The organism is Rhodoferax sp. MLSD5-FHT05B10, assembly GCF_058793415.1.
Window position 1 is genome coordinate 96,159 of the sequence record NZ_JBXAFT010000008.1, and the last position, 24,166, is coordinate 120,324.

Below are 24,166 nucleotides of genomic sequence, written 5' to 3' on the forward strand. Positions count from 1 at the left end.
CCCATGGCGTCGCGAAGAACCCTGGCAGGCGCGGGCCTGCTGGGGCTGGCGTTGCTGGGTGCCGGCTGGTGGCTGTGGCCGTCCGGTCCGGGCGAGGGCCCGGCCGACGGCGTCGCGTCCGGCACGGCACCGGGCGGCGCCTTTGTGCGGTCCATGGAGGGCACCGCCCCCGATGGTGATCTGTTGTCCGCGCTGGCTGCGCCTGGTACCGGCGCAGCGGCCGGGGCGCTGCCCTACGCCGAACTCAAACGCCTGTTCGACTACTACCTGAGCGCGGTGGGGGAGCAAAGCATCGAAACTATCGCGCAGCAGATCCGCACCGTGCTGGACCAGCGCCTGTCGCCTGCCCAGGCGCCGGCGGCCAAGCGCCTGCTGGGCCAGTACCTTGCGTTCAAGCGGGAACTGGTGACACTGGAGAAGGAACTGGGCGCCGGCCCCACTGGCGTGCAGGCCCTGCGCAAGCGCTTTGTCGCCATGCAGGACCTGCGGGCCCGGTTTTTCAACGCGGCCGAGGAACAGGGCCTGTTCGCCTTTGAAGACATGTACGACGCCGACGCCCTGGCGCGCCTGGAAATTGACCAGAACCCGGCCCTGAGCGCTGCGCAGAAGCGCGAGCAACTGGCGGCGCTGGACGCCGCCATGCCCGCGGCCTTGCGGGCCGATCGCGAAGCGCCGCGCGTGGTGCTGCGCACCGAGCAGAAAGCCCAGGAGATGCGGGCCAACGGCGCCAGCGAGGATGACATCTTCCGCATGCGCGCCAAGGCCTTCGACCCGGCAGCCGCCTCGCGCCTGGCCGATCTGGACCGCGAGGAAGCGGCCTGGAAAAACCGTATCACCCAGTACCAGAGCGAGCGCGGCAAGTTGCTCAAAACGCTGGCCAATGCGAGCGAGTCCGAGCGCCAGGCGGCGCTCAGCCAGCTGCAGCAGTCGCAGTTCAGCGCCGAGGAACGCCCCCGGCTGGCGGCCTACGAGTAGGGCTAGTCGCGGGTGACGCGCACCAGTTCTTCGCGGCTGGTGATGCCCTGACGCACCAGCCGTTCACCGTCCTCGCGCATCAGCGCCATGCCACTGGCCAGGGCGGCGGTGCGGATGTCGGCTTCGGAGGCCTGGTTGTGGATCTGGGCACGGATGGCGTCGTTGGTCACCAGCAGTTCGAACACCCCCGTGCGGCCGGCGTAACCGGTATGGCCGCAGGTGCCGCAGCCCTTGCCGGCGCAGGCGTGGCAGACCTTGCGCACCAGGCGCTGCGCCAGCACGCCCAGCAGGGACGAGCTCAGCAGGAACGGCTCCACGCCCATGTCGGTCAGGCGCGTGACGGCGCTGGCCGCGTCGTTGGTGTGCAGTGTGGCCAGCACCAGGTGGCCGGTGAGCGAGGCCTGGATGGCGATCTGCGCGGTCTCGAAATCGCGGATTTCGCCGATCATGATCACGTCCGGGTCCTGGCGCAGGATCGCGCGCAGGGCCTTGGCAAAGGTCAGGTCGATCTTGGGGTTGACCTGGGTCTGGCCGACACCGGGCAACTCGTACTCGATGGGGTCTTCAACCGTCATGATGTTCTGGCGCGCGGCGTCCAGGCGGCCCAGCGCCGCGTACAGCGTGGTGGTCTTGCCCGAGCCGGTGGGGCCTGTCACCAGGATGATGCCGTGGGGTTGGGCCACCAGCCCTTCAAAACGGGCGAGCACATCGCCCTGCATGCCCACGGCCTCCAGGCTGAGGTGGTCCTGGCTCTTGTCCAGCAGGCGCAGCACGGCACGCTCGCCGTGGGCGCTGGGTAGGGTGCTGACCCGCACATCCACCGCGCGGGTCCCGATGCGCAGCGAAATGCGGCCGTCCTGCGGCAGGCGCTTTTCGGAGATGTCCAGGTCGGCCATGATCTTCAGACGCGAGATCAGTGCCGCATGCAGCGCACGGTGCGCCTGCACCACCTCGCGCAGCGTGCCGTCCACCCGGAAGCGCACGCTGGAATGGCGCTCGTAGGGCTCGATATGGATGTCGCTGGCGCCATCGCGCGCGGCCTGGGTCAGCAGCGCATTGAGCATGCGGATGATGGGCGCGTCGTCGGCCGTCTCCAGCAGGTCTTCCACGGCCGGCAGCTCCTGCATCATGCGGGAAAAATCGGCGTCGCCCTGCACCTCGCTCATCACGGTGGCGGCACTGGACTCGCCCTGTGCGTAGGCGGCGCTGATGCGCTGTGTGAGCACGGGCGCATCCAGCGTCTCCACCGCGTGCGGGGCAAATTTGCGTATCACCTCGCCCAGGGCGGAAGGAGACGTGGCGGCGTGCACCCACAGCGTGAGCGCCCCCGACTGGTCCTCCAGCAGCAGCTGCTGGGTGCGGGCAAAGGCGTAGGGCAGGGGGTAGCGCATGGCGGTGGTGTGCGGGCTCAGGGGGCCTTGGCCGGTGCCGGCGCGTTGCGCGGCAGCGGGGGCAGCGTGGCGGCCTCGTTGATGGGCACGGTGGTGCTGGGTTCAGGCTGCGCCGCCTGCAGGCCGCTGCGCATGGACTCGTAGCGGTCGACCGAGAGCCGGTCGGTGGCAGTGGCGTCACGCACGACCACCGGGCGCAGGAACACCATCAGATTGGTCTTCTTGCGCGAACGGCCTTCGCTCTTGAACAGGGCGCCGAAGAAGGGCACGTCGCCCAGGCCGGGCACCTTCTCCTGGTTGCCCGCGTACTCGTCCTGCAGCAGCCCGCCGAGCACGACGATGGCGCCATCCTCCACCAGCACGTTGGACTCGATGGTGCGCTTGTTGGTGGTGGGGCCGTTGGGCGCATTGATGGTGGAGGCCAGCACGCTGGAGACTTCCTGGTAAATGGCGAGCTTGACGGTGCCGCTCTCGCTGATCTGCGGGCGCACCTTCAGGGTCAGGCCCACGTCCTTGCGCTCAATGGTCTGGAACGGGTTGACCGAGCCGTTGGCGGCGCCCGAGTTGGTGAACTGGCCGGTGACAAACGGCACGTTCTGGCCGATCACGATCTTGGCTTCCTCGTTGTCCAGCGTCAGCAGGTTCGGGGTGGACAGCACGTTGCCGGCGCCGCTTTGCTCCAGGAAACGGGCCAGAAAGCCCAGCACATAGACGCCGTTGGTTTTCTGGGCGGCACCGATGTTCAGGCCGTGCGACGGGGTGACGGTACCGCTGGCCCCCTGGATGGCCAGGTTCACGATGTTGCTGCCGCCGGTGCCGAAGTTGGTGCCCATCAAGCCGACCACGCTGTCGCCGGTGCCGCCGGAAGCGCCTTGCCACTGGATGCCGAACTCTGCCGCCTTGTCGGCGCTGACTTCGGCAATCAGGCTCTCCACAAACACCTGGGCGCGGCGGGCATCAAGCTTGTCGATGACGGCACGCAACTGGCGGTACTGCGGTTCACTGGCCGTGATGATGAGCGAGTTGGTGGCCGGGTCGGCCTGAATCTGGCCGCCGGTGTTGGCTCCGCCAGCCGCAGTGGCGGCAGTCGCCCCGGCCGCCGCCGGAGCGGCACTGGTGCCACTGGCTGTGGCAGCGGGTCGGGCTTCGCCGCTGAGGGCCGCGCGCAGCGTGGTGGCCAGCTGCGTGGCGCTGGCGTTCTTCAGGTACACCACGTAGATGTTGCCGGCCGCACCGTTGGCGCTGTTGCCCAGGGGCTGATCGAGCTTGTCGATGAGCGAGCGGGCCAGGGCCAGGCGCGCCTGGTTGGCGGCGCGCACGATCAGGGCATTGGAGCGCGGCTCGGCCAGGATGGTGGTCTTGTAGCTGGCGTCGCCCTGGCCGGCGGCGCCGGTGCCGCCGGATTCGAGCAGACGCAGCACCAGCGGCGCCAGATCGGGCGCACTGGCGTTCTTGAGTGGGATGACGTCGAGGTCGGTGGCATTGGGCACGTCCAGTGCCGCCACGATGCGGGCCAGGCGGCGCAGGTTGTCGGCGTAGTCGGTGATGACGAGCGCGTTGTTGCCGGGGTTGATGTTGATGGGGTTGTTGGGGTTGATCAGCGGGCGCAGCACGGCCACCAGGTTGTTGGCGTTTTCATGCTGCAGGCGGATGACCTGGGTGACCAGCTGGTTGCCCACGGCGCCGCTGCTGCTGGTGTCGCTGGAGGCCACCAGGCCGCCTTGCAGCTTGGCGTCGGCCTCGGGCACGATCTTGTCCAGCCCGTCGGTCTGCACCACGGCATAGCCCTGCAGGCGCAGCAGGGCCAGGAACTGGTTGTAGGCCACGGTGGGGGATACCGGCGTGTCGGTGGTCAGGGTCATGCTGCCCTTGACGCGCGGGTCTACCACCACGTTGCGCCCGGTGAGCGTGGCCATGGTGCGGGCCACGGCCTCGATCTCGGCGTTGTTGAAGTTCAGCGTGACCGGTTCGCCGCGCTTGGGTGTGGCCACTGTCTGTGCCCGCAATTCCGTGCCAAAAGTGCCGATGGATGCCGTCAATGCTGCGTAGACAGCTATGGAAACAATAGCAAAAGTCCGGGAGGTGGCCATTGGTGGTGTGTGGTAATGCATGCGATCTAACCCACTTTGATGATGGAACGCGCGCCGTCGCGACGACCAATGATGTTGAGGAGATTGGCCAGCGCGTCGGCGCGCTCCGGTGCGGCGCGGGCTTCGCCGCTGAACTGTAGCTGCCCGCCGTTCCAGCGGCCGCTGCCGCTGAGTTGCAGACTGCCGTCCAGCGTGCGCAGGTCCAGCACGGGAGAGGGGCCGCCCACCAGGGTCAGGCGGTAGCTGCCCACGGGCTTGAGGGTAGACAGGCTGGTGGACATCCGGGTGGCGTCCAGCCGGGCCTGCCCGCTCACGCTCCAGCCGGCGCGCTGCCAGTGCAGCGCCAGCTGCTGGCTTGAAAGCGCCAGTGTGCCCTGCAGCTGCAGGGTGTTCCAGGGCGTGCCCAGGCCAGCCAGCAGCGCGCTGGGCCAGTGCGCCGGCTGGGCGTCGCTCAGGTCGGACAGCTGCAGTTGCAGGCCGGCCAACGACGCTCTGGCGGTCCATACCCACGGGCCGGGCAGGCAGCAAGGCGCCTGCAGGGCCAGCTGCAGCCCGCTCAGCGTGGGGCGGATGCGCCAGGCCAGGCGCCCGGGCAGGGCGGTGGCGTCCTGGCTGCCAGGACCGGCGCCCAGCGCCAGCTCGGCGGAGCCGTTCCAGACCGTACCCTGGGAGGCCAGCAGTTGGACCCGGGCGTCGCTGCCCTGCGCGACGCTGGCGGCCAGCCAGCGTGCCGGAGCAAAGGCAACGGTACCCAGCAGGCCGCCCAGCAGCACACCCGCCGCAGCCCAGCCCCAGGGCGCGCGGCCGTGGCGGGAGCGGGGAGTGGCAAGGGTGCGTGGTGGGCGCATGGGGTGGGTTTACGGTTGGGGCAGGGCCATTTGCAGGGTGCCGCTCCAGCCGTTGGCGGCGTGGGTCAGGCGGGCCTGCACTGGTGCCGAGCGCGCATTGGTGCGGGCGCTGGCAAGCCACTGGGCCAAAGCGGTGGCGTCCACGCCGCGCAGGGTGACGGTGGCGGTGCCGCCGGCCAGGGCCAGTTCCGCCCGCGTACCGAATGCTTGGGCGACCGAGGCCTGCAGCGCCTGCGTTGCGGCGGCCGGTGTCAGGCGGGGCAGGGCCTGTGCGGCCTGCGCCTGTGCCTGCAGGCGCAGCATGGTTTGCAGCTGGGCTTGCTGGGTGGCGCGCTGGGGTTCGTAGCCGCGCAGGGTGCGCAGGGCCGGCGCCAGCGCCACCGCCCACAACAGGGCCAGACCCAGCAGCACGCCGCCACTGCGCAGCAGGGTCTTTTCCCGGGGCGGGCGCTGGCTCCACCAGGCGTGCAGGGCAGGGGTGTTCATGGGGTGCTCCGGGTTTGCAGCACCAGCGTGGCGCCGTCCAGGTGGCTGCGCATGCCCTGGGCCTGCAGGGCTTGGTCCAGTGCGTCAGCCTGCGCGGGGTTGATTTGCAGGCCGTTCAGGCGCAATTCACCGGCGGAAAATTCCAGGGCGGTGGGGGCCAGGGCAGGGAGGGTGGGCGGGCCGGAAGTGCCCAGGGCGCCGAGCAGGGCTTCCAGGTCGCGGGGCGAGGCCATGCCGCCGGCCTGCTGCAGGGCCGCCACCTCGCGTGCCATTTGCAAGGGGGCGTCCACCACCACGGTGACCTGGGGGAAGGTGGCGAGCAGCGTGTTGCGGATGGCGGCGCGTTGCTGCTCCAGCTGGGTCTGGGCGCGCCAGGCAAAGGCGTTGAGGCCCAGCACCTGTACTACTGCCAGGGTCAGCGCGGCCCAGCGGGCCGGCCGCCAGGCGGCAGTGGTCCAGAAGCTGGTGGCGGCGGCGGCCACACGGGCGAGCCAGGGGTTCTGGCGGGCCAGGTCGAACTGCGCCAGGTTCCAGTCGGTCTGCGCGGCGTCCAGCAGGCGCTGGGCCGGCGGGACGATAGTGGCCTGGCGGTGCAGCAGCTGTTCGGCGCGCTGGGCCACAGCCGGTTCGGCACGCAGGGTGGCGTTGGCGCGCAGGGTGTCGGGGAGCTGGCGGGGCAGGGGCTGGTCTGCCGCAACTGGCAGGGTGTGCACGCCGTCGGAATCGATCCAGACCAGCTGGGCGGCGTCGGGCGAGCCGGTAACCCAGAGATCGGATGTCGCCTGGTTGCCGGGCGCCCATTCGGGCACCACACGGTCGGGTGTGATTCCGGCCTGCTGCAGGGCCTGCAAGGCGCTGCGCAACCAGGGCCGGTCGCACACGGCGACCCACACCGCGCCATCGGCCTGCGCCGGGGCCTGCAAGGCAAAGTGGAGCTGGGCCGGGTCGTCGAGCAAATGGTCTTCCAGCAGGCCTTCGAGCACGGCGCGCAGGCGCGGCGCCTGGCGCTGGGGCCCCAAGCCGCGGGGCAGGGTTCCCGTCGGCAGTTGCACCCGGTGCCATGACAGCGCGCTGCCCGGCACCATGGCGATGGTCTGGGTGGCGGTACCCGCAACCGCCGCCAGTTGCGCCGCCGTGCCGCTGGCGTGGGCCGTAACCGCATGGCCGTCCCGGGACAGCACGTAGTCCAGCGCCGTGGCGGGGGCGTTGGGTGGTGCAAGGGTGATGAGTAGCGTGGTCATGGGGGGCGTTTTGCGGCTCATTGTACGGAGGCCAACGGGGCCTGGGCACCCCGTTCGCGCCACAGGACCCGGACCACCAGACCGTCGCGCTGGAGCACTGAGCGTTCCTGCACCACCCGGTCATCCAGGCGCAGTTGCCCGCGCACTTCGAAGTAGCGGGAGTTGACGCTGTGTTCGCCCTCGTCGAGTGCGGTGTCGGCGGCGCCCATGGCGCGGGTGGCATCGCCCAGGGTGCGGAAATGGGACTGCGCCCGTGCGGTGACCAGCCCCTGCGCGCCGGCCAGGTCCAGGCTGCTGATGCAGGCATGCAGCACCAGCGCGGGTGCCGTGTTGAGGTTGACGGGCGTGCGCTCGGGCAGCACGGTGATGTAGGGTTGCAGCACGGCAAGGCTCTGGGGCGACAGGCCCAGCCAGGTGAGCTGATCGGTGCTGCGGGGCAGCAGGGGCGTGTAGGTGGCGCTGGGCGCGCCTGTTGGGGCCGGGCCGCGCGCGGGGCTGTCGGGCTCCAGTGCCCGTTGCAGGTTCTGAACCAGGGTTGTCAGTTCGGCGCCGGGCAGGTGTAGCGCGGCAAACAGGCGGGTAAAGGCCCGCACCGACGGAGCGTAGGGGCGGCCGTCCTGCACCAGGTTGGTCACGTTGAGGCGGGCCTGCAGGTCGGTGATGCTGCCGGAGAGGAATGCCGCCTGCAGCGTGTCGGTGGTGTCGCTGTGGCCCTGGGCGCTGGCCAGAAACGCAGACAGCCGCGCTTCCTGCAGGGGCACGGCCCAGGGTTCGGCCAGGTGGTCGGTGCTGCCGGCACGGGCGTCTTCGCGCAGGATGAGGCGGGCCCAGTCCAGCGCGCCCTGCAGCAGCCAGCCGGATTGCACCCGGGCGCGTTCGGCGGTCTCGACCTCCACGCCCCGCCATTGCCGCCACAGCGCGGTGGTGCTCAGCACGGCCACCAGAGTGACCAGCAGCATGGCCACCAGAATGGCGGCGCCGCGTTGGGTGCGGGCAAGGGGCCGGGGGCTCATGGCGTGCTGCTGCTCAGGGTGGGCCGCACCCAGTCGCGGGTGAGTGTGCCGGCCAGGGGATGCGTAGCGGGTAGTTGCAGGACCAGGCGCACGCCGTCGGGCACGGGGGCGTTGCCGGCGGGGCTGGCCCCGGCAGCGGGCGCGCCGGCGCTGGAGAGCGGATTGCTCCAGGCGCCTCCCCGGGCGTAATACAGCTGCCACTGTGCCAGCGGCGCCAGAGCCACTTCGCGCTGGCGGGCGGTGTCGCCGGGGCTTTGCGCCCACTGCGCGGCGGCCTGCCAGGCCGTCTGCCAGTCGGCTCGGGTGCGTGCAGGGGTGGACTGCCAGCGCAGCCACTGGTCGGTGCCGTTGCGGTTGGCGCGTGTCCAGGCAACCACCAGAACCCCCTCGGTGGTATCCGTGCTGGAGCGACGGGTGATGCGCAGCACGCGGCCATCCCAGTCGATGGGGGTGGTCTGGGGCAGTTCCAGCAGGGCGTCCAGATCGGCACCCCATTGGGCCAGCCCGGCTTCCAGCGTCAGCACGGCATCGGTGTGGTCGCGCGTGCGGGCATTGGCGACCTGCATGCCGTCCAGGGCGCGCCAGCCCATGACCGCCATCAACGCCAGGATGCCGATGGCCACCAGCAGCTCGATCAGGGTGAAGCCGCCCTGCGCGGGGCGGGGGGTGCGGGTGCGGCTCAACATCAGTAGCGCCCCACCACGGTGCTGAGTTGCAGCAGAGGTTGCTGTGCGCGCAGCAAGCGGACTTCGACCCGGCGGAAGTTGGGGTTGGGGGTGGGTTGCACCACCAGTTGCAGGTCGAGCGTGCGACCCGCTTGCTCGCAGGGTGCGGTGCGGTCGCCGACATCGGGCAACTGGCGCGATAGCCGGATCTGGGCCAGGGCGTTCTCCGCGCACAGCTGGGCCAGGACGCGGTCGCTCTGGCGCTCGGTATTGCGGGTCAGGGCGCTGGTGGCCTGCAGGCCGGCGATCAGCGCCGTGGCCACGATGGCCAGCGCCACCAGCACCTCGATCAGCGTGAAACCGCGCGCACGGGTCATGGTGGCGCGGCTCCGGGGGGCTGCACGGCAAAGGGGCGTACGCCGTCGGTGCCCACCTGCAGGCTGCGCTCGGGCTGGTCGGGGAGCCACAGGCGCACGCTTTGCGGCGGAATCAGGGGTTCGGGTCCCAGCAGCACGGGCTGGGCGCTGCTGGCGGAAACGCCGTCTTCCGTCCAGCCGGTGGGCAGCGGCGATGGGCCCGTGGCGGGCAGGCCATCCCACGCAAAGCCGTTGGGTGTGGCACGCCAGCGCACCGGTACCCCCAGCGTGCGGGACTGGGCGCGGGCCGATTCCAGCAAGGCGGCCAGGCGCTGGGCCTGGGTATCGAGGCGGGACTGGGCCGAGTCGCGCAGTGCCAGGCTGACGCCCGCCGACGCCAGGGCCACAATGGCCACCACGATCAGCAGTTCCAGCAGGGTGAAGCCGCGAGACGGCGCCCTGCGGGGCCACCTACTGCCAGCTGCCAATATCGGCATTCTTGCCTTCGCCGCCGGCCTGGCCGTCGGCGCCGAAGGACAGCACGTCAATTTCGCCCTTGATGCCGGGGTTCATGTAGAGGTAGGGGCGGTCCCATGGATCGTTGGGCAGCTTGTCCAGGTAGGGGCGCCAGTTGGTGGGGGCCGGGCCGCTGGCGGGTTTGACAACCAGGGCGCGCAGGCCCTGCTCGGCCGTGGGGTAGCGCTGGTTGTCGAGCTTGTAGAGCTTGAGTGCCTGGACCAGGTTGGCAATATCGGTCTTGGCAGCGGTGACGCGGGCGTCGTCGGCGCGGTCCAGCACGTTGGGCACGATCAGGGCAGCCAGCACGCCGATGATGACCAGCACCACCATCAACTCAATCAGCGTGAAGCCTTTGACAAGGCGGCGGGACAGCAATCGGGCGGTTCGTGGCATGGTGTGTTGCGGGGTGACCGGTAAACGCTAGGGGCTTCCATGATAATGCGCCCCATGACCCTGTCACCCCGCACGCTCTGGTTGCCCCGCATCGTTGCCTTCGCTCTGGCGGCGGTGGCGGCGGGCAGTGCCGCTTATTGGGTGCTGCAATGGCCAGCGCCGGCGGCACCGTCCGGCGTGGCGGCTGCCGATTTGCAGCCGCCGGTACAGGCCCCTGCAGCGGCCGTGGCCTGGGCGCTGGGAGCCCCCGGTGGTGCGGGCGTTGGCGGGGGCAATCCGGCCCTGGCGGCGCCAGCCCTGGCGTCCAGCCGCTTTGCCCTGACCGGCGTGGTGGCGGGCGCGAGCCAGGCCGGCGCGGCGTTGATTGCGGTGGATGGCAAGCCACCCAAACCCTTTGTGGTGGGCGCTGCGGTGGGCGATGGCTGGGTGCTGCGTGCGGTGCAGGCGCGCCGCGCCGTGCTGGCGCAGAAGGATTCGGCGGATGCCACCGTCCTAGTGCTGGACATGTCAGCACCGATTGGTGCTAAAAAAGGGTTCTAGGCGGCGTAGATCCTGCGCAGACTGCTATGCATTCCATAGCAGACAGAGCCTGCGCGCTCACTGCTGCAGGAACATGCGGTACACCGGGTTGGCGGTTTCTTCCACATAAGGGTAGTCCAGCGTCTGCAGGAACTGGGCAAAGGCCTTGTCGTCGGTCTTGGGCACCTGCAGGCCGACCAGGATGCGGCCGTAGTCGGCGCCCTGGTTGCGGTAGTGGAACAGGCTGATGTTCCAGCCTGGGCGCATCAGGCTCAGGAATTTCATTAGGGCACCCGGGCGCTCGGGGAAGATGAAGCGCAAGAGGCGCTCGTCGTGGGCCAGGGTGGAGTGGCCGCCCACCATGTGGCGGATGTGTTCCTTGGCCAGTTCGTCGTGCGTGAGGTCCAGCGTGGCGAAGCGGTGCTTGTTGAAGTGCTTGGCAATTTTCTGCGACTCGCCCTGGCCGTGGGTGGTCAGGCCCACGAACACATGGGCCTTGGCGCCATCGCTGATGCGGTAGTTGAATTCCGTCACGCTGCGCGGCCCGCCGGGCAGCTGGTCGATCAGTTCGCAGAAACGCTTGAAGCTGCCGCGCTCTTCGGGGATGGTGACGGCGAACAAGGCTTCGCGCTCCTCGCCCACCTCGGCGCGCTCGGCCACGAAGCGCAGGCGGTCGAAGTTCATGTTGGCGCCGCACAGGATGGCGGCGTAGGTCTCGCCCTTGGTCTTGTGCTGGGCCACGTACTGTTTGATGGCGGCCACGGCCAGTGCGCCGGCGGGCTCCACGATGGAGCGGGTGTCCACGAAGATGTCCTTGATGGCGGCGCACACGGCGTCGGTGTCCACGGCGATGAACTCATCGACCAGACCGCGGGAAATGCGGAAGGTCTCCTCGCCCACCAGCTTGACGGCCGTGCCGTCGGAGAACAGGCCGACGTCGGGCAGGGTGACGCGTTTTTTGGCGGCGACTGACTGCATCATGGCGTCGGAGTCGTTCATCTGCACGCCAATGACCTTGATGCGCGGGTCCACCGCCTTGATGTAGTTGGCCACGCCCGCCACCAGACCGCCGCCGCCGATGGCCACAAACACCGCGTCCAGCCGCATGCCGTTGTGCGTGCCGCCCAGGGTCTGCACCTGGCGCAGCATTTCCATGGCAATGGTGCCCTGGCCGGCAATCACGTCCGGGTCATCGAAGGGGTGGACGAAGGTGAGCCCCTGTTTCTTCTGCAGGGTCACGGAATGGGCATAGGCGTCGGAGTAGCTGTCGCCAAACAGCACGACCTCGCCGCCAAATCCTTTTACCGCATCGATCTTGAGCTGGGGCGTGGTGGTGGGCATGACGATGACCGCCCGGGTGCCCAGCTTGCGCGCGCTCAGGGCCACGCCCTGGGCGTGGTTGCCGGCCGAGGCGCAGATCACGCCTTTCTTGAGCTGCTCGGCGCTCAGGTGCGCCATCTTGTTGTAGGCCCCCCGCAGCTTGAAGCTGCGCACCACCTGCTGGTCTTCCCGCTTGAGCAGCACGGTGTTATGCAGCCGTTTGCTCAGGGCACGGGCCGGCTCCAGGGTCGACTCGCTGGCCACGTCGTAGACGCGGGCGGTCAGAATTTTCTTGAGGTAATCGGCGGGTGTCAGAGGCTGGGGGGATTTGGGGGCTTTGGTCGTCATGGCGGGTACGGTGTGATCTACAGATGATAATCCCCGTCCTACTTTGAACAGGCAGCGCGCCCGGTGCGCAGGAGTTACACAATGGAATGCACAGTCAGCTGGACCGGCGGGTTGAACACCCGCTCGGGCATGGGTTTTGTGGCCGAAACCGGCAGTGGTCACACCCTCATGATGGATGGTGCACCCGATGCCGCCAAGCCGGAAAACGGCGGCATGAACCTGGCGCCCCGCCCCCTGGAGCTGCTGCTGGCGGGGACCGGCGGCTGCACGGCCTATGACGTGGTGCTGATCCTCAAGCGCGGCCGCCACGCGGTGCAGGGCTGCACGGTCAAGCTCACGGCCGAGCGTGCCGAAACCGACCCCAAGGTGTTCACCCGGATCAACATGCATTTCACGGTGGCGGGCAAGGCGCTGCCGGCGGCGGCGGTGGAGCGCGCCATCGCCATGAGCCACGAGAAATACTGCTCGGCCAGCATCATGCTGGCCAAGACGGCGGAAATCACCACCAGTTTCGAGCTGGTCGAGGCCTAAATCCGCTGCGCCACCGTCGTCATGACCTTGGCGGCGGTGCGCATCAGTTCCTTCACTGGCTGAGGCAGCTCCACCGCGCCGGCGTCCTGCGCGTCCTGGGCGTGGCGCAGTTCATCGTCGTGCATCTGCACCACGATGGCACGTGAGGCGTGGTCGTTTTCGGGCAGCAGGTCGAGGTGGCTCTGCAGATGGGCGCCGACCTGGCGTTCGGTTTCCACGACGAAGCCCAGGCTGACCGGGTCCCCCAGGCGGCCGGCCAGCAGGCCCAGTCCGAAGGCGCCGGCGTACCACAGCGGGTTGAGCAGGGAGGGGCGTTCCCCCAGTTCCTCCAGCCGCTCGGCGGTCCAGGCCAGGTGGTCGGTTTCTTCGGTGCAGGCACGTTTGAAGTGCGCGCGCAACGCCGGGTTGGGTGTGGCCAGTGCCTGCGCGGTGTAGAGCGCCTGGGCGCATACCTCGCCCACGTGGTTCACGCGCATCAGCCCCGCAGCGCGGCGGCGCTCTTCGGGTGTCAGGGTGGTGACCTGGTCCGCCAGCGTGGGGCAGACCTGCGACGCGTGCGGTTTGGCAAACAGGGTGCGCAAGGCGGTGTCCAGCGAGGTGAGTAGCGCGTCCATTTTGGGGCTTTGAATCAATCCAGCGGCTAGTTTAGCGTGGCACGGTTTTTGCGGAGACGGACTGTCCCTTGTGGACGAAAGTCCTTTGTTCCAACCTGGAGTACTCCTGCATGAAAAAAAATCTTGTTGCCCTGGCTGTTCTGGCCACATCGGGCGTTTCCTTTGCCCAAGTCACCGTCACGGGCAATCTGACCATGGGCTATCAGGCGGCGACCACCGGTGGTGTCGGCTCTTCTGCGGATTCCGCCGGCTTCGGTGTGGATACCTCCGAAATCGATTTCACGGCGACCGAAGACCTCGGCGGCGGCATGAAGGCCACGGCCAAGCTGGCGTTGGCCGGCGCCGACCGCAGCGGGGAATCCAGCACCGTGGCGGCGGGCTCCGGCAACGCGGTGTCCGGCCGTGATGCTTCCCTGGCCTTGGCCACTGGCGCAGGAACCTTGACATTGGCTTCGGAGCAGGCGCCTGACTACCTGTCGGGCGGCATTGCGGGGGTGGGTGCCTACTACAGCGGCTTCAACGGCAAGGTGTTCGATGCCCGCGTGAACCGCGACACCGTGACCTATTCGATTCCGGTGGGTGCACTGGAGCTGGCGGCGACCTACCAGGAGGCGGCCGGCCTGCAAGGCCTGGGTGCCGGCACAACGGGCACTGCCGCGACGACCGGGCAAAGCCTGGCAGGCTTGCTGGCAACCTACACCAGTGGCGCAGTTGCCGCCAACCTGACCTACCTGTCGTTCAACAGCAATGTCGGGCGCCTGAAAGACCAGACGCGCCTGTCCGGTTCGTACGACTTTGGTGTGGCCAAGTTGGGGCTCGGGGCTGTGGTGACCAATGCCAACACGGCACCTGCGACCGGGCGTGCAACGGATCTGCTCCTGGGGGTGAGTGTTCCCATGGGGGCCTTGACGCTGGGAGCTGAGTTTGTGCAGCGCAAGATTGACGACGTCGCGTTCACGACCCAGGGCGTCGGCACGATCTCCGGTTCCGCGGTGCAAGCCAGCTATGCCCTGAGCAAGCGCACCAGCCTGATTGGCAACTACGCGCGCTGGACCCAGACCGTGGGTAACGACGCTTCCAGCCAGTACCAGTTGCTGTTGTCCCATTCGTTCTGAGCGGTTGGCATAGCCAGGGTCTGCATGGGGCAGGCCCTGGCCGTAGGAGCTAGAAGGCGCCAATTGTTGCAATCCAACAACGAATACGGGTTTGTGCGGATTCACCTTTCACGCGTCACGAAACTGACATCAAAAAAAACAGGGTGCACTGGTGTACTCCATACAACTTCCTGATTCAGGAGGTTGGCCCTGGGTACCGAGTCCTGTGATTCGCTGCCCTCTGTTTAACCTTGGAGTATTTCCCCATGAAAAAAACCCTTGTCGCCCTGGCCGTTCTGGCTGCTTCCGGCGCTTCTTTCGCACAAGTCACCATCTCCGGCAAGCTGGCCATGGGCTACCAGGCCACCACCATTGGTGCGGTTGGTACCTCTTCCGATTCCGCTGGTTTCGGTGTTGAAACGTCCGAAATCGACTTTGCAGCGACCGAAGACCTCGGTGGCGGCATGAAGGCCGTTGCCAAGCTGGCTTTGGCTGGTGCAGACCGCAGCGGTGAATCCAACGCCGTGGCTGCAGGCTCCGGCAACGCGGTTCAAGGCCGTGACGCATCCTTGGCCCTGACCACCAGCGCAGGCGTCATTTCGTTGAGCACCGCCCGCGGTGCAGACTATCTGTCGGGTGGCATTGCCGGCGTTGGTGCCTACTACGCAGGTTTTGACAGCAAGGTCTTTAATGATCGCTCCAACCGCGATTCCGTGACCTACACCGTTCCCGTTGGCGCGTTCGCGCTGTCGGCCACCTACCAGGAAGCTTCCAACCTGCTGGGTCTGGGCGCTGGTACCACCGGGGCTGCCGCCACCACCGGCCAATCCCAGGTCGGCGTGTCGGCGACTTACACCCAAGGCCCGGTTGCTGCCAACTTCGCCTACTACTCCGTCAACGCCAACCAAGGCAGCACGTACAAGGACGAATCTCGCCTGGCAGGTTCGTATGACTTTGGCGTCGTCAAGGTCGGCCTGGGCGCCAACGTACGCAACTCCGGCAATGCGGCGGGTGGCCGTGCCACCGACCTGCTGCTGGGCATCAAGGCCCCTCTGGGTGCGTTGTCCCTGGGTGCGCAGTTCGCGTCGCGCAAGATTGACGATGTCGCGTTCATCTCCAATACCAACAGCGCAGGCGTGAAGGCGGCCCAAGGACTGGGAACCATCTCGGGTACGGCCCTGGAGGCGGATTACGCTTTGAGCAAGCGCACCATGCTGATTGCCAACTACGCACGTTGGACCCAGGTGGTGGGCAACGACGCCTCCACCCAGTTCCAGCTCCTGCTTTCCCACACGTTCTGATAGCGACGTCTAGCCGGACCTAAAGAGGCAGGTCCGGCTACTGGGGCCGGGGTGTGACAAATTGTTGCACCCCAGCAACGAAAAAGGGGTTAACCCGGGCTTTTTTGGTTTTTTGGGGAGCTTTGCTTTGCCAAAAGCCGGAGCGTCTGGTGCAATACATCCAACTTCCTGAATTAGGAGGTTGGCCCGGGGTTCCGAACCTCTCGGACCGGAGCCCTTCGTTTAACCTTGGAGTATTTCTACATGAAAAAGACCCTCATCGCCTTGGCCGTTCTGGCTGCTTCCGGCGCTTCCTTCGCTCAAGTCACCATCTCCGGCAACCTGGCCATGGGCTACCAAGCCACCACCACGGGTGCTGTTGGCACTTCTTCCGATTCCGCTGGTTTCGGTGTTGATACTTCCGAAATCGATTTCGCAGCGACCGAAGACCTCGGCGGCGGCATGAAGGCTACCGCCAAGCTGGCGTTGGCTGGTGCTGATCGCAGCGGCGAATCCAACACTGTTGCCGCTGGTGTCGGTAACGCTGTGTCCGGCCGTGACGCAACGCTAACTCTGACGACCAACGCTGGTGCTATCGTTCTGGGTTCCGTGCGCGCTGCTGACTACCTGTCTGGCGCACAAGGCCTGACCGCTGGCTTCGCTGGCGTTGGCGCTTACTACAACGGCTGGGATGGCAAGGTTCTGTCCGCTCGTACCAACCGCGATACCGTGACTTACATCGTTCCCGTGGGCGCTGTTTCCCTGTTCGCTTCGTACCAAGAAACTTCGGTTCAAGCAAACCAAGGTCTGGGCCTGGGTACCACCGGTACTGCTGGCGTGACCGGTCAATCCCTGACTGTGTGGGGTGCTACCTACGCCAAGGGCGCTGCCAATGCTAACTTCACCTACTTGAACTTCAACTCCAACGTTGGTGCAACCAAGAGCCAAACCCGTCTGTCTGGCAACTATGACTTCGGTGCTGTGAAGCTGGGTCTGGGTGGTGTGGTTACTGCTTCCGACGCTGGCGCTGGCGGCAAGGCAACTGACCTGCTGTTGGGCCTGAGCGCTCCTATGGGTGCCCTGACTCTGGGTGCTGAATTCGTTCAGCGCAAGATTGACGACGTCGCCTTCACCGGCCAAGGCGTTGGCACGATCACTGGTACCTCCTTGCAAGCAACCTATGCTCTGAGCAAGCGTACTGCCGTGATTGGTAACTATGCTCGTTGGACTGCTGTTGCCGGTAACGATACTTCCAGCCAGTTCAACCTGTTGCTGTCGCACTCGTTCTAATTGCACGGCTAGCGTAAGCTAGCTGGGTAGTTGAATGCAAAACCCCGCTGTAGCAATACAGCGGGGTTTTTTTATTGCGTATTGCTTTTGTCGCATAGGGACAACATCCCATCGTTTTCTTAAAAAAACCTAGTTTTTATTTAGCACGATCGTGTTTTTTTTCTGAGTTTTTGGTCAAATAGTGTCAACTCCGGGACACGGAGCCAAAGATGCCATGGATTGGGGTGTTGCTGCCTTGCCATGGTCTTTTTAAATCCAACGAAGAGACAAAACTGACATGAAAAAAACTCTGATTGCGCTGGCTGCCTTGGCGGTGAGCGGCGTTTCCTTTGCCGAAGTCACCATTTCCGGTAGCCTGATCATGGGCTACAAAGCCACAAAATCTACGGGAACTAATGCCATTAGTATTCCTGGTTTAGGGCTTAATGCAGCCGCAGTTGCTGGGGGAGAGGCTTCGGGCTTTGGTGTTGATACTTCTGAAATTGACATTACTGCTACCGAAAATCTGGGCGGGGGACAAAGCGTCGAAGCCAAGTTGGCACTTGCAGGAGCAGACCGCAGTGGCGAATCCAATTCCATTGCAGCCGGTTCCGGCAACGCGGTTTCGGGCCGTGATGCAACGCTGTCCTACACCAACAACGCTTTTGGCCGCATCCAGATGGGTACGACGATGGAAGCCGCGGTGAACAGCGGCATCCCTTCTGCAGGTGCGCCTGTCATCGATATGGATGGCAAGCTCTTTGAGATCCGTACGAGCAGCGATTTCATCAGCTACGCCGCGCCCATTGGCCCCGTTATTTTCCAGTACAAGCTGTCGGAGTCCTCCAAAGGGCTGGGTCTGGGCGCAGGCTCTAGCGGCACCTCTGGTGTGACCGTGGGGCAGCGAACCAGTGACTTTGCCGTGGTCTATGGCAAGGGCCCGCTGCAGTTGGTGGGTGTTTATCGCTCGTATGACAACCGCAACGCGGTATCGGTCGCTACCGCTGAAGGGCTGACCAAGAACGAGGCGATTGCAATTCAGGCGGGTTACGATTTTGGGGTAGCCAAGCTGGGTTTTGGCATAGTCAATACCACGGCTTCGGTGGGGCCCAAGGTGTCTGACATGATGTTGGGCGTGTCGATCCCCGTGCGCGCCTGGACGTTCGGCATGACTTTCGGACGCTCAACAGTTTCTGGCGTTGCGGATGCGGCTGTATCGGTCTTCCCTGGCGGTGCAGGTGCTGACGCGCTATTCAAGTCTGCCATGCAGCGGGCGGACGGAACTGCTGACAGTGTGAGCGTTGGTGCCAAATACGACCTGAGCAAGCGCACGAGCCTGACGTTGAAGTACGCAACCTGGACCCGTAGCGGCTACGAGCAGTTTGAAGCCTGGGGTGCCAGAGCCAAGGCTGGCGCTTCCATTGCGGGCCTGAACGAGTTCGGATATTCTGACAGAGCCAGCGAAACCAGCCTTCTGCTGGCCCACACGTTCTGATCCACCGCCGGCGTAGGCCGGCACGGATCGTCTGACAAGCCCCGGCAGGAAACTGCCGGGGCTTTTTCATGCATACCGTTTGCTGCGCAAATTGTGTTTCATCTCGCGCAGCAGGGGCTGCAGTGTGCTGCCCCCAATGCGCAGAGCCACGCAGGTGGCCAGGATGTCGATGATCATCAGGTGCAGCAGGCGCGACACCATGGGACTGTATTTGTCGAAACCCTCGGGGTGGTCGGCGCTGAGGTGGATGTGGCCGGCGCTGGCCAACGGCGAGCCGCTGGCGGTGATGACGATGGTGGTGGCGCCGTTTTTGCGGGCAATGTCGCAGGCGTCCATCAAGTCCCGGGTGCGCCCGGAGTTGCTGATGACCACAACGCAGTCGCCCGGCCCCAGCAGGGAGGCGCTCATGACCTGCATGTGGCCGTCGCTGTAGGCCACGGAATGGATCCCCAGACGGAAGAACTTGTGCTGTGCGTCCTGTGCCACGATGCCCGAGTTGCCCACGCCAAAAAACTGAATCTGCTTGTGGGCCTGGTAGGCCGTGACCAGGGCGCCAACGGCCTTGTCGATGGCGACACTGCTGGCATCGTTGCGGTACTTCAGGAAGGCGGCCACCGTGTTGTCGATGACCTTGACCATGACGTCGCCGGTCTTGTCGTCGGCGTCCACACTGCGGTGGATGAAGGGCACGCCCTCGTTCACCGTACCGGCCAATTTCAGTTTGAAATCCGACAGGCCATCGTAGCCCACGCTGCGGCAAAAGCGTACGACCGTGGGTTTGCTCACATGGGCCCGGTCGGCCAGCTCGGTGACGGGCAGCTGGGCAAAAGCACGCGGGTCGGCCAGGCACAGCTTGCCAACGCGCTGCTCGGCGGGAGCCAACGAGGGGAGGGCGGCCAGGATGCGGTCCAGCATGCTCAACTTTCTTCCGACCAGCAAAAACTGTCGCGCGCGATCATGGCGCTGGACGCGCTGGGTCCCCAGGTGCCGGAGGCGTAGGGGCGTGGTCCCTGGGCGTCGTTGGCCCAGAAGTCCAGTATGGGCTCCACCCAGCGCCAGGCTTCTTCCTGTTCGTCGCTGCGCACAAACAGGTTCAGGCGGCCGTCAATCACGTCCAGCAGCAGGCGCTCGTAGGCGCCCACGCGCTCGGAGCCAAAGCGCTTGTCAAAATCCAGATCCAGTTGCACGGGGGCCAGCGCCTGCGCGGCGGCATGGCGGCTCTGGCGGTTGCTTTGCCCCTGCGCCAGCAAATGCAGCTCCAGCCCGTCCTTGGGCTGCAGGTTGATGACTAGGCTATTGGCCATGCCCATTTGCGAATTGAAGATGGCGTGCGGCGTGGGGCGGAAGTTGATCACGATGCGCGCGTCACGCCCCGCCAGACGCTTGCCGGTGCGGATGTAGAACGGCACACCGGCCCAGCGCCAGTTGGCGATTTCGGTGCGCAGCGCCACAAAGGTCTCCGTGTTGCTCTGTGGGTTGACGCCGGGTTCCTCGCGGTAGGCTGGCACCTTGGCGCCCCCACTGGTTCCGCTGCCGTACTGCCCCCGTACGACGTCCTGCGCCAGAGACTCCTGGGTCCAGGGCTTGAGCGAGCGCAGCACCTTGAGTTTTTCATCGCGGATGGCGTCGGCGTGGGAATTGATGGGGGGCTCCATGCCAATGGCGCATAGCAGCTGCAGCGCGTGGTTTTGCACCATGTCACGCAGGGCGCCGGTGGTCTCGTAAAACGCGCCACGGCTTTCCACGCCCAGGTCTTCGGCAATCGTGATTTGGATGTTGGCAATGTGCTCGCGCCGCCACAGTGGCTCGAACAAGGCGTTGCCAAAGCGCAGGGCAAACAGGTTCTGCACCGCAGGCTTGCCCAGGTAGTGGTCGATGCGAAAGACCTGCTTCTCTTCAAACACCTGGCGCACGGCACGGTTGATGGCACGGTTGGAGGCCAGGTCATGGCCCAGCGGTTTTTCCAGGACGATGCGGGTCTTGGCGGTGTTCAGGCCCGAGGCGGCCAGCTGCTCGCACACGGTGGTGAACAGTGCCGGTGCCGTCGCCACGTACATCACCACGGTGTCGGCATTGCGGGCCTGCAGGGTGCTGGCCAGGCGTGCATAGTCTTCGGGCTTGGAGAGGTCCATGCGCACGAATTCCAGCAGTGCGGCAAAGCGCGCAAACTCCTCCGCGCTGGGGCGCTTGGCCAGCTCGACCTTGTCAAAGCGGGACTGCATGAGGGCCCGGTACTGGTCGTCGCTCAGGTCGTCGCGGCCCACCCCGATGATGCGGCCGCCTTCGGGCAGGGTGCCGTGCCGAAAGGCCTGAAACAGAGCTGGCATCAGCTTGCGCCACGCCAGATCGCCGGTGCCACCAAACAAGACAAGATCAAAGCCCATGGTTCTTGAGTTACATAAATACGGAGGTTGTAATGTAACTTTGTTTCACTCATAATTCAAGCCATGAACCAACTCGATGCACTCAAACAATTCACCACCGTGGTGGCCGATACGGGCGATTTCAAGCAACTCAGCGCTTTCAAGCCGCAGGATGCCACCACCAACCCCTCGCTGATCCTGAAGGCGGTGCAAAAGCCCGACTACGCGCCTTTGCTCAAGGACACCGTCAACCAGTTCCGTGGTCGCGCGCTGGACGAGCTGGTCGACCGGCTGCTGGTGCGCTTCGGTTGCGAAATCCTGTCCATCATTCCGGGGCGCGTGTCGACAGAAGTGGATGCCCGCCTGAGCTTTGACACCAGCGCCACGGTGGCCCGCGCGGAACGGCTGATCGAGCTGTACCAGGCGCAGGGCGTGCACGTGGACCGCGTGCTCATCAAGGTGGCCGCCACCTGGGAAGGCATTGCGGCTGCGCAGCAGCTCGAACGCAAGGGCATTCACACCAACCTGACCTTGCTGTTTTCCTTCTGCCAGGCGGTAGCCTGCGGGCAGGCCAAGGTGCAGCTGATCTCGCCGTTTGTGGGCCGTATCTACGACTGGTACAAGAAATCCGCCGGCGCTGCCTGGGTGGAGGCCGACAACGCCGGTGCCAATGACCCGGGCGTGAAGTCCGTTGCCCAGATTTACCAGTACTACAAGAAGTTCGGTATCGCTACCGAGGTGATGGGTGCGAGCTTTCGCAACGTCGGACAAATCACCGCCTTGGCCGGCTGCGACCTGCTGACCATCAGCCCCGACCTGCTGGCCACTCTGGCGGTCAGCGAAGCCCCGCTGCCCCGGGCGCTGGACGCCCAGGCGGCGCAGGCCATGGACCTGGCCCACGTGAGCTTCGATGAGGCAGGCTTCCGCTTCGCCCTCAACGAAGACGCCATGGCCACCGAGAAGCTGGCCGAAGGCATTCGCGCATTCTGCGTCGACGCCGTCAAGCTCGAACACCTGCTGCTCGCAGCCTGACCCCGGTACGGCCCACCATGACCCGCATCCGTTGCGACCGTACCGCTGCCTGGGGCGAGCTGCAGACGGTCTTTCAGGGCAAAGGCCACCGTCTGGACGTGCGTGCCGCATTTGCGGGCGACGCCGGGCGTTTCGAGCGCTTCAGCCAGGAAGCCCCCCATGTGTTTGCCGATCTGTCCAAGAACCTGCTGGATGCGGACATCGAGTGCCTGCTCTTTGCACTGGCGCGCCAGTGCGGTGTGGAAGAGCACCGCCAGGCCCTGTTTGCGGGCGCGGCCATCAACAGCACCGAGCAGCGGGCGGTGATGCACTGGTTGTTGCGAAATCCGGCTCCGATGCACGCAGATACTGCGCAACCCGCTAGCAAAAACATACCAGATGAGCAAGCGCAGGTGCACGCCACGCTGGACGCCATGTTGGCGTTTGCCGAGCGTGTGCGCAGCGACGACGCCATCACCGACGTGGTCAACATCGGCATTGGCGGTTCGGACCTGGGGCCGCAGATGGCCGTGCTGGCGCTCGATGCCTTTGCCCTGCCGGGCAAGCGTTTTCACTTTGTCTCGAACGTGGATGGGCACGAGCTGGCCGCCACGCTGGCGCGCGTCAAGCCCCAGAGCACCCTGTTCCTGGTGGCCAGCAAGACCTTCACCACCATCGAAACCATGACCAACGCGCAGTCGGCCAAGCGCTGGTTCGAGAATCAGGGTGGCACAGACATTGGCCGCCACTTTGCCGCGCTGACCACCAACGTGGCGGCGGCCAATGCCTTTGGCATTACCACCACGTTCGGTTTCTGGGACTGGGTGGGCGGACGCTATTCGGTGTGGTCCGCCATTGGTCTGCCGCTGGCTATTGCCATCGGGGCACACGGCTTTCGGGCTTTTCTGGCTGGCGCGTACGACATGGACGAGCACTTTCGCACCGCGCCGCTGGAGCGCAATCTGCCGGTGCGCCTGGCGCTGCTCGATGTCTGGTACCGCAACTTCCACGGCTTCACCAGCCGCAGCATTGCGCCCTACCACAGCGCCTTGCGCCGCCTGCCGGCCTACCTGCAGCAACTGGAGATGGAGAGCAACGGCAAGCGCGTGGACACCTGTGGCAAGGCCTTGCCGTTTGCCACGGCACCCGTGCTGTGGGGCGAGCCCGGCACCAACGGCCAGCATGCCTACTTCCAGATGCTGCACCAGGGTACCGAAGTGGTTCCGGTTGAATTCGTGGCCGTCAAGAAGCCCCGCCACGGCCTGACAGGCCATCACACACTGCTGCTGGCCAACGCGCTGGCGCAGGCCCAGGCGCTGATGCTGGGCCAGACCGACCCCGACACCGGCGGGGAAGGCCACCGTCGTTTCACGGGCAACCGGCCCAGCACCTTCCTGCTGCTCGACGACCTCACCCCCACCAGCCTGGGGGCGCTGATTGCCCTGCAGGAGCATCGTGTGTTCGTCAGCGGCTCGGTCTGGGGCATCAACAGTTTTGACCAGTGGGGCGTCGAGCTGGGCAAGGTGCTGGCCAAGGATGTGGAGGCGCGCCTGCTGCGTGGCGATGCCACCGGGCTGGACGGCTCCACCGCGGGCTTGCTGGCCCGCCTGCAGGAGTGAGCCACACCGGGCTGCAGCGCATGAACGTGGTGTTTGATTTCGGCGCCGTGCTGTTCACCTGGAAGCCCGCCGAGTTGCTGGCGCAGAGTTTTCCCCACGAGGCCGGCGCGCCCCAGGCCGCGGCGGAGTTGGCCCACGCGGTGTTTGGCCATGCCGACTGGCATGCCTTTGACCGCGGCACCCTGTCCATGGCCACGGTGGTGGAGCGCACCGCCGGGCGGCTGGGGCTGGATGCACAGGTGCTGACCGCTCTGGTCGACAGCATTGGCGTGCGGTTGACGCCCATCACCCCGTCCGTGGACCTGCTGGCGCACTTGCATGGCCAGCGCGCCCGGCAACCGGATCTGCGCCTGTACTACCTGTCCAACATGCCGGTGCCCTACGCCCGCACGCTGGAGCGCCTGCACCCGTTCCTGCAGTGGTTTGATGGCGGTATTTTTTCCGGCGACGTGCAGCACATCAAGCCCGAACCTGCTATCTACCAACTGCTGGAGGCGCGCTACGCCCTGGAGCCTGCGCAGACCGTGTTCCTGGATGACCTGAAAGGCAATGTGCATGCCGCCCAGGCGCTGGGCTGGCACGGCATTCACTTCACATCCGCGGCGCAGGCACTGGCGGAGCTGGATGCCTGGTTTGAGAATAAAAAAGCCCCGTGAGCCTTGCAAATATTGCGCAGGCAGCTATCAAAAACAGAGCAAATACCCAATAAAAAAACCCGCACAGTCT

Annotated in this window: 24 protein-coding genes; 10 read left to right on the forward strand and 14 right to left on the reverse strand. The window is 65.9% G+C overall.

All coding sequences use genetic code 11. The features are described 5' to 3' along the window. Positions 1-3: 3 nt before the first annotated feature. Positions 4-975 carry a lipase secretion chaperone gene (locus AC1Q5W_RS13760; protein ID WP_492645176.1) on the forward strand — a complete coding sequence of 324 codons (972 nt, stop codon included), beginning with the start codon at positions 4-6 and terminating at the stop codon, positions 973-975. A 2-nt stretch (positions 976-977) separates the two neighbouring features. Here the strand turns inward: AC1Q5W_RS13760 and AC1Q5W_RS13765 are convergent, their stop codons facing one another. Genes AC1Q5W_RS13765 through gspG form a run of 10 tightly spaced genes read right to left on the reverse strand, consistent with a single transcriptional unit; the run spans position 978 to position 9,977 of the window. Then, on the reverse strand, positions 978-2,366 hold the full coding sequence (locus tag AC1Q5W_RS13765) for a GspE/PulE family protein (protein WP_492645177.1): 1,389 nt from the start codon (positions 2,364-2,366) through the stop codon (positions 978-980). A 17-nt stretch (positions 2,367-2,383) separates the two neighbouring features. Then, positions 2,384-4,456, reverse strand: coding sequence for a type II secretion system secretin GspD (gspD, locus tag AC1Q5W_RS13770; protein WP_492645178.1), 2,073 nt, complete (start codon positions 4,454-4,456; stop codon positions 2,384-2,386). A 26-nt stretch (positions 4,457-4,482) separates the two neighbouring features. After that, entirely contained in the window at positions 4,483-5,304 is an 822-nt protein-coding gene (gene gspN, locus AC1Q5W_RS13775; RefSeq protein ID WP_492645179.1) for a type II secretion system protein N, read from the reverse strand. A 9-nt stretch (positions 5,305-5,313) separates the two neighbouring features. Beyond that, positions 5,314-5,790, reverse strand: coding sequence for a type II secretion system protein M (locus AC1Q5W_RS13780; RefSeq protein WP_492645180.1), 477 nt, complete (start codon positions 5,788-5,790; stop codon positions 5,314-5,316). Further along, positions 5,787-7,031: a type II secretion system protein GspL gene (gspL, locus tag AC1Q5W_RS13785; protein WP_492645181.1), complete on the reverse strand. Its 1,245-nt coding sequence runs from the start codon at positions 7,029-7,031 to the stop codon at positions 5,787-5,789. Before gspL ends, AC1Q5W_RS13780 begins: the two co-directional genes overlap by 4 nt. Positions 7,032-7,048: 17 nt before the next feature. Continuing rightward, entirely contained in the window at positions 7,049-8,044 is a 996-nt protein-coding gene (gspK, locus tag AC1Q5W_RS13790; protein WP_492645182.1) for a type II secretion system minor pseudopilin GspK, read from the reverse strand. Continuing rightward, positions 8,041-8,730, reverse strand: a complete 690-nt coding sequence (locus tag AC1Q5W_RS13795) for a PulJ/GspJ family protein (protein WP_492645183.1) — start codon at positions 8,728-8,730, stop codon at positions 8,041-8,043. The genes gspK and AC1Q5W_RS13795 overlap by 4 nt, the downstream gene beginning before the upstream one ends. Continuing rightward, positions 8,730-9,086 carry a type II secretion system minor pseudopilin GspI gene (gspI, locus tag AC1Q5W_RS13800; RefSeq protein WP_492645184.1) on the reverse strand — a complete coding sequence of 119 codons (357 nt, stop codon included), beginning with the start codon at positions 9,084-9,086 and terminating at the stop codon, positions 8,730-8,732. Before gspI ends, AC1Q5W_RS13795 begins: the two co-directional genes overlap by 1 nt. Continuing rightward, on the reverse strand, positions 9,083-9,562 hold the full coding sequence (locus AC1Q5W_RS13805; RefSeq protein ID WP_492645185.1) for a pilus assembly FimT family protein: 480 nt from the start codon (positions 9,560-9,562) through the stop codon (positions 9,083-9,085). The genes gspI and AC1Q5W_RS13805 overlap by 4 nt, the downstream gene beginning before the upstream one ends. Next, complete coding sequence (gene gspG, locus AC1Q5W_RS13810) at positions 9,537-9,977, reverse strand: type II secretion system major pseudopilin GspG (RefSeq protein ID WP_492645186.1); 441 nt, start codon at positions 9,975-9,977, stop codon at positions 9,537-9,539. The genes AC1Q5W_RS13805 and gspG overlap by 26 nt, the downstream gene beginning before the upstream one ends. A 54-nt stretch (positions 9,978-10,031) precedes the next feature. Here gspG and AC1Q5W_RS13815 point away from each other — a divergent pair, with 54 nt between their 5' ends. Beyond that, on the forward strand, positions 10,032-10,517 hold the full coding sequence (locus AC1Q5W_RS13815; RefSeq protein WP_492645187.1) for a type II secretion system protein N: 486 nt from the start codon (positions 10,032-10,034) through the stop codon (positions 10,515-10,517). Between the two features lie 57 nt (positions 10,518-10,574). Here AC1Q5W_RS13815 and ilvA read toward each other — a convergent pair whose 3' ends face one another. Continuing rightward, on the reverse strand, positions 10,575-12,164 hold the full coding sequence (gene ilvA / locus AC1Q5W_RS13820) for a threonine ammonia-lyase, biosynthetic (protein WP_492645188.1): 1,590 nt from the start codon (positions 12,162-12,164) through the stop codon (positions 10,575-10,577). An 81-nt stretch (positions 12,165-12,245) separates the two neighbouring features. Here ilvA and AC1Q5W_RS13825 point away from each other — a divergent pair, with 81 nt between their 5' ends. Continuing rightward, complete coding sequence (locus tag AC1Q5W_RS13825) at positions 12,246-12,695, forward strand: OsmC family protein (protein ID WP_492645189.1); 450 nt, start codon at positions 12,246-12,248, stop codon at positions 12,693-12,695. Here AC1Q5W_RS13825 and coq7 read toward each other — a convergent pair. Further along, positions 12,692-13,309, reverse strand: coding sequence for a 2-polyprenyl-3-methyl-6-methoxy-1,4-benzoquinone monooxygenase (coq7, locus tag AC1Q5W_RS13830; protein ID WP_492645190.1), 618 nt, complete (start codon positions 13,307-13,309; stop codon positions 12,692-12,694). The two genes, AC1Q5W_RS13825 and coq7, sit on opposite strands and share 4 nt — an antisense overlap. 110 nt (positions 13,310-13,419) lie before the next feature. On the opposite strand from coq7, the gene AC1Q5W_RS13835 reads away from it, so the two are divergent. From AC1Q5W_RS13835 to AC1Q5W_RS13850, 4 genes are all read left to right on the forward strand, one after another. Then, the gene (locus tag AC1Q5W_RS13835; protein ID WP_492645191.1) at positions 13,420-14,424 is read left to right on the forward strand and encodes a porin; all 1,005 of its coding nucleotides are present in this window, start codon (positions 13,420-13,422) and stop codon (positions 14,422-14,424) included. Positions 14,425-14,669: 245 nt separating this feature from the next. Beyond that, complete coding sequence (locus AC1Q5W_RS13840; protein ID WP_492645192.1) at positions 14,670-15,704, forward strand: porin; 1,035 nt, start codon at positions 14,670-14,672, stop codon at positions 15,702-15,704. A gap of 243 nt (positions 15,705-15,947) precedes the next feature. Continuing rightward, complete coding sequence (locus AC1Q5W_RS13845; RefSeq protein ID WP_492645193.1) at positions 15,948-16,973, forward strand: porin; 1,026 nt, start codon at positions 15,948-15,950, stop codon at positions 16,971-16,973. A gap of 277 nt (positions 16,974-17,250) precedes the next feature. Further along, on the forward strand, positions 17,251-18,447 hold the full coding sequence (locus AC1Q5W_RS13850; RefSeq protein WP_492645194.1) for a porin: 1,197 nt from the start codon (positions 17,251-17,253) through the stop codon (positions 18,445-18,447). A gap of 66 nt (positions 18,448-18,513) precedes the next feature. Here the strand turns inward: AC1Q5W_RS13850 and AC1Q5W_RS13855 are convergent, their stop codons facing one another. Then, positions 18,514-19,362 carry a MurR/RpiR family transcriptional regulator gene (locus AC1Q5W_RS13855; protein ID WP_492645195.1) on the reverse strand — a complete coding sequence of 283 codons (849 nt, stop codon included), beginning with the start codon at positions 19,360-19,362 and terminating at the stop codon, positions 18,514-18,516. 2 nt (positions 19,363-19,364) lie between these two features. After that, on the reverse strand, positions 19,365-20,831 hold the full coding sequence (gene zwf, locus AC1Q5W_RS13860; RefSeq protein WP_492645196.1) for a glucose-6-phosphate dehydrogenase: 1,467 nt from the start codon (positions 20,829-20,831) through the stop codon (positions 19,365-19,367). Positions 20,832-20,894: 63 nt separating this feature from the next. Here zwf and tal point away from each other — a divergent pair, with 63 nt between their 5' ends. The 3 genes from tal to AC1Q5W_RS13875 are packed head-to-tail and all read left to right on the forward strand — an operon-like array spanning position 20,895 to position 24,096. Further along, a complete protein-coding gene (gene tal / locus AC1Q5W_RS13865) occupies positions 20,895-21,842 on the forward strand; it encodes a transaldolase (protein WP_492645197.1) in 948 nt (315 codons plus the stop codon). Positions 21,843-21,859: 17 nt separating this feature from the next. Then, positions 21,860-23,440 (forward strand): glucose-6-phosphate isomerase, encoded by a 1,581-nt coding sequence (gene pgi, locus AC1Q5W_RS13870; protein WP_492645198.1) that lies wholly within the window; start codon positions 21,860-21,862, stop codon positions 23,438-23,440. Continuing rightward, entirely contained in the window at positions 23,437-24,096 is a 660-nt protein-coding gene (locus AC1Q5W_RS13875) for an HAD family hydrolase (RefSeq protein WP_492645199.1), read from the forward strand. The genes pgi and AC1Q5W_RS13875 overlap by 4 nt, the downstream gene beginning before the upstream one ends. Positions 24,097-24,166 lie beyond the last annotated feature (70 nt).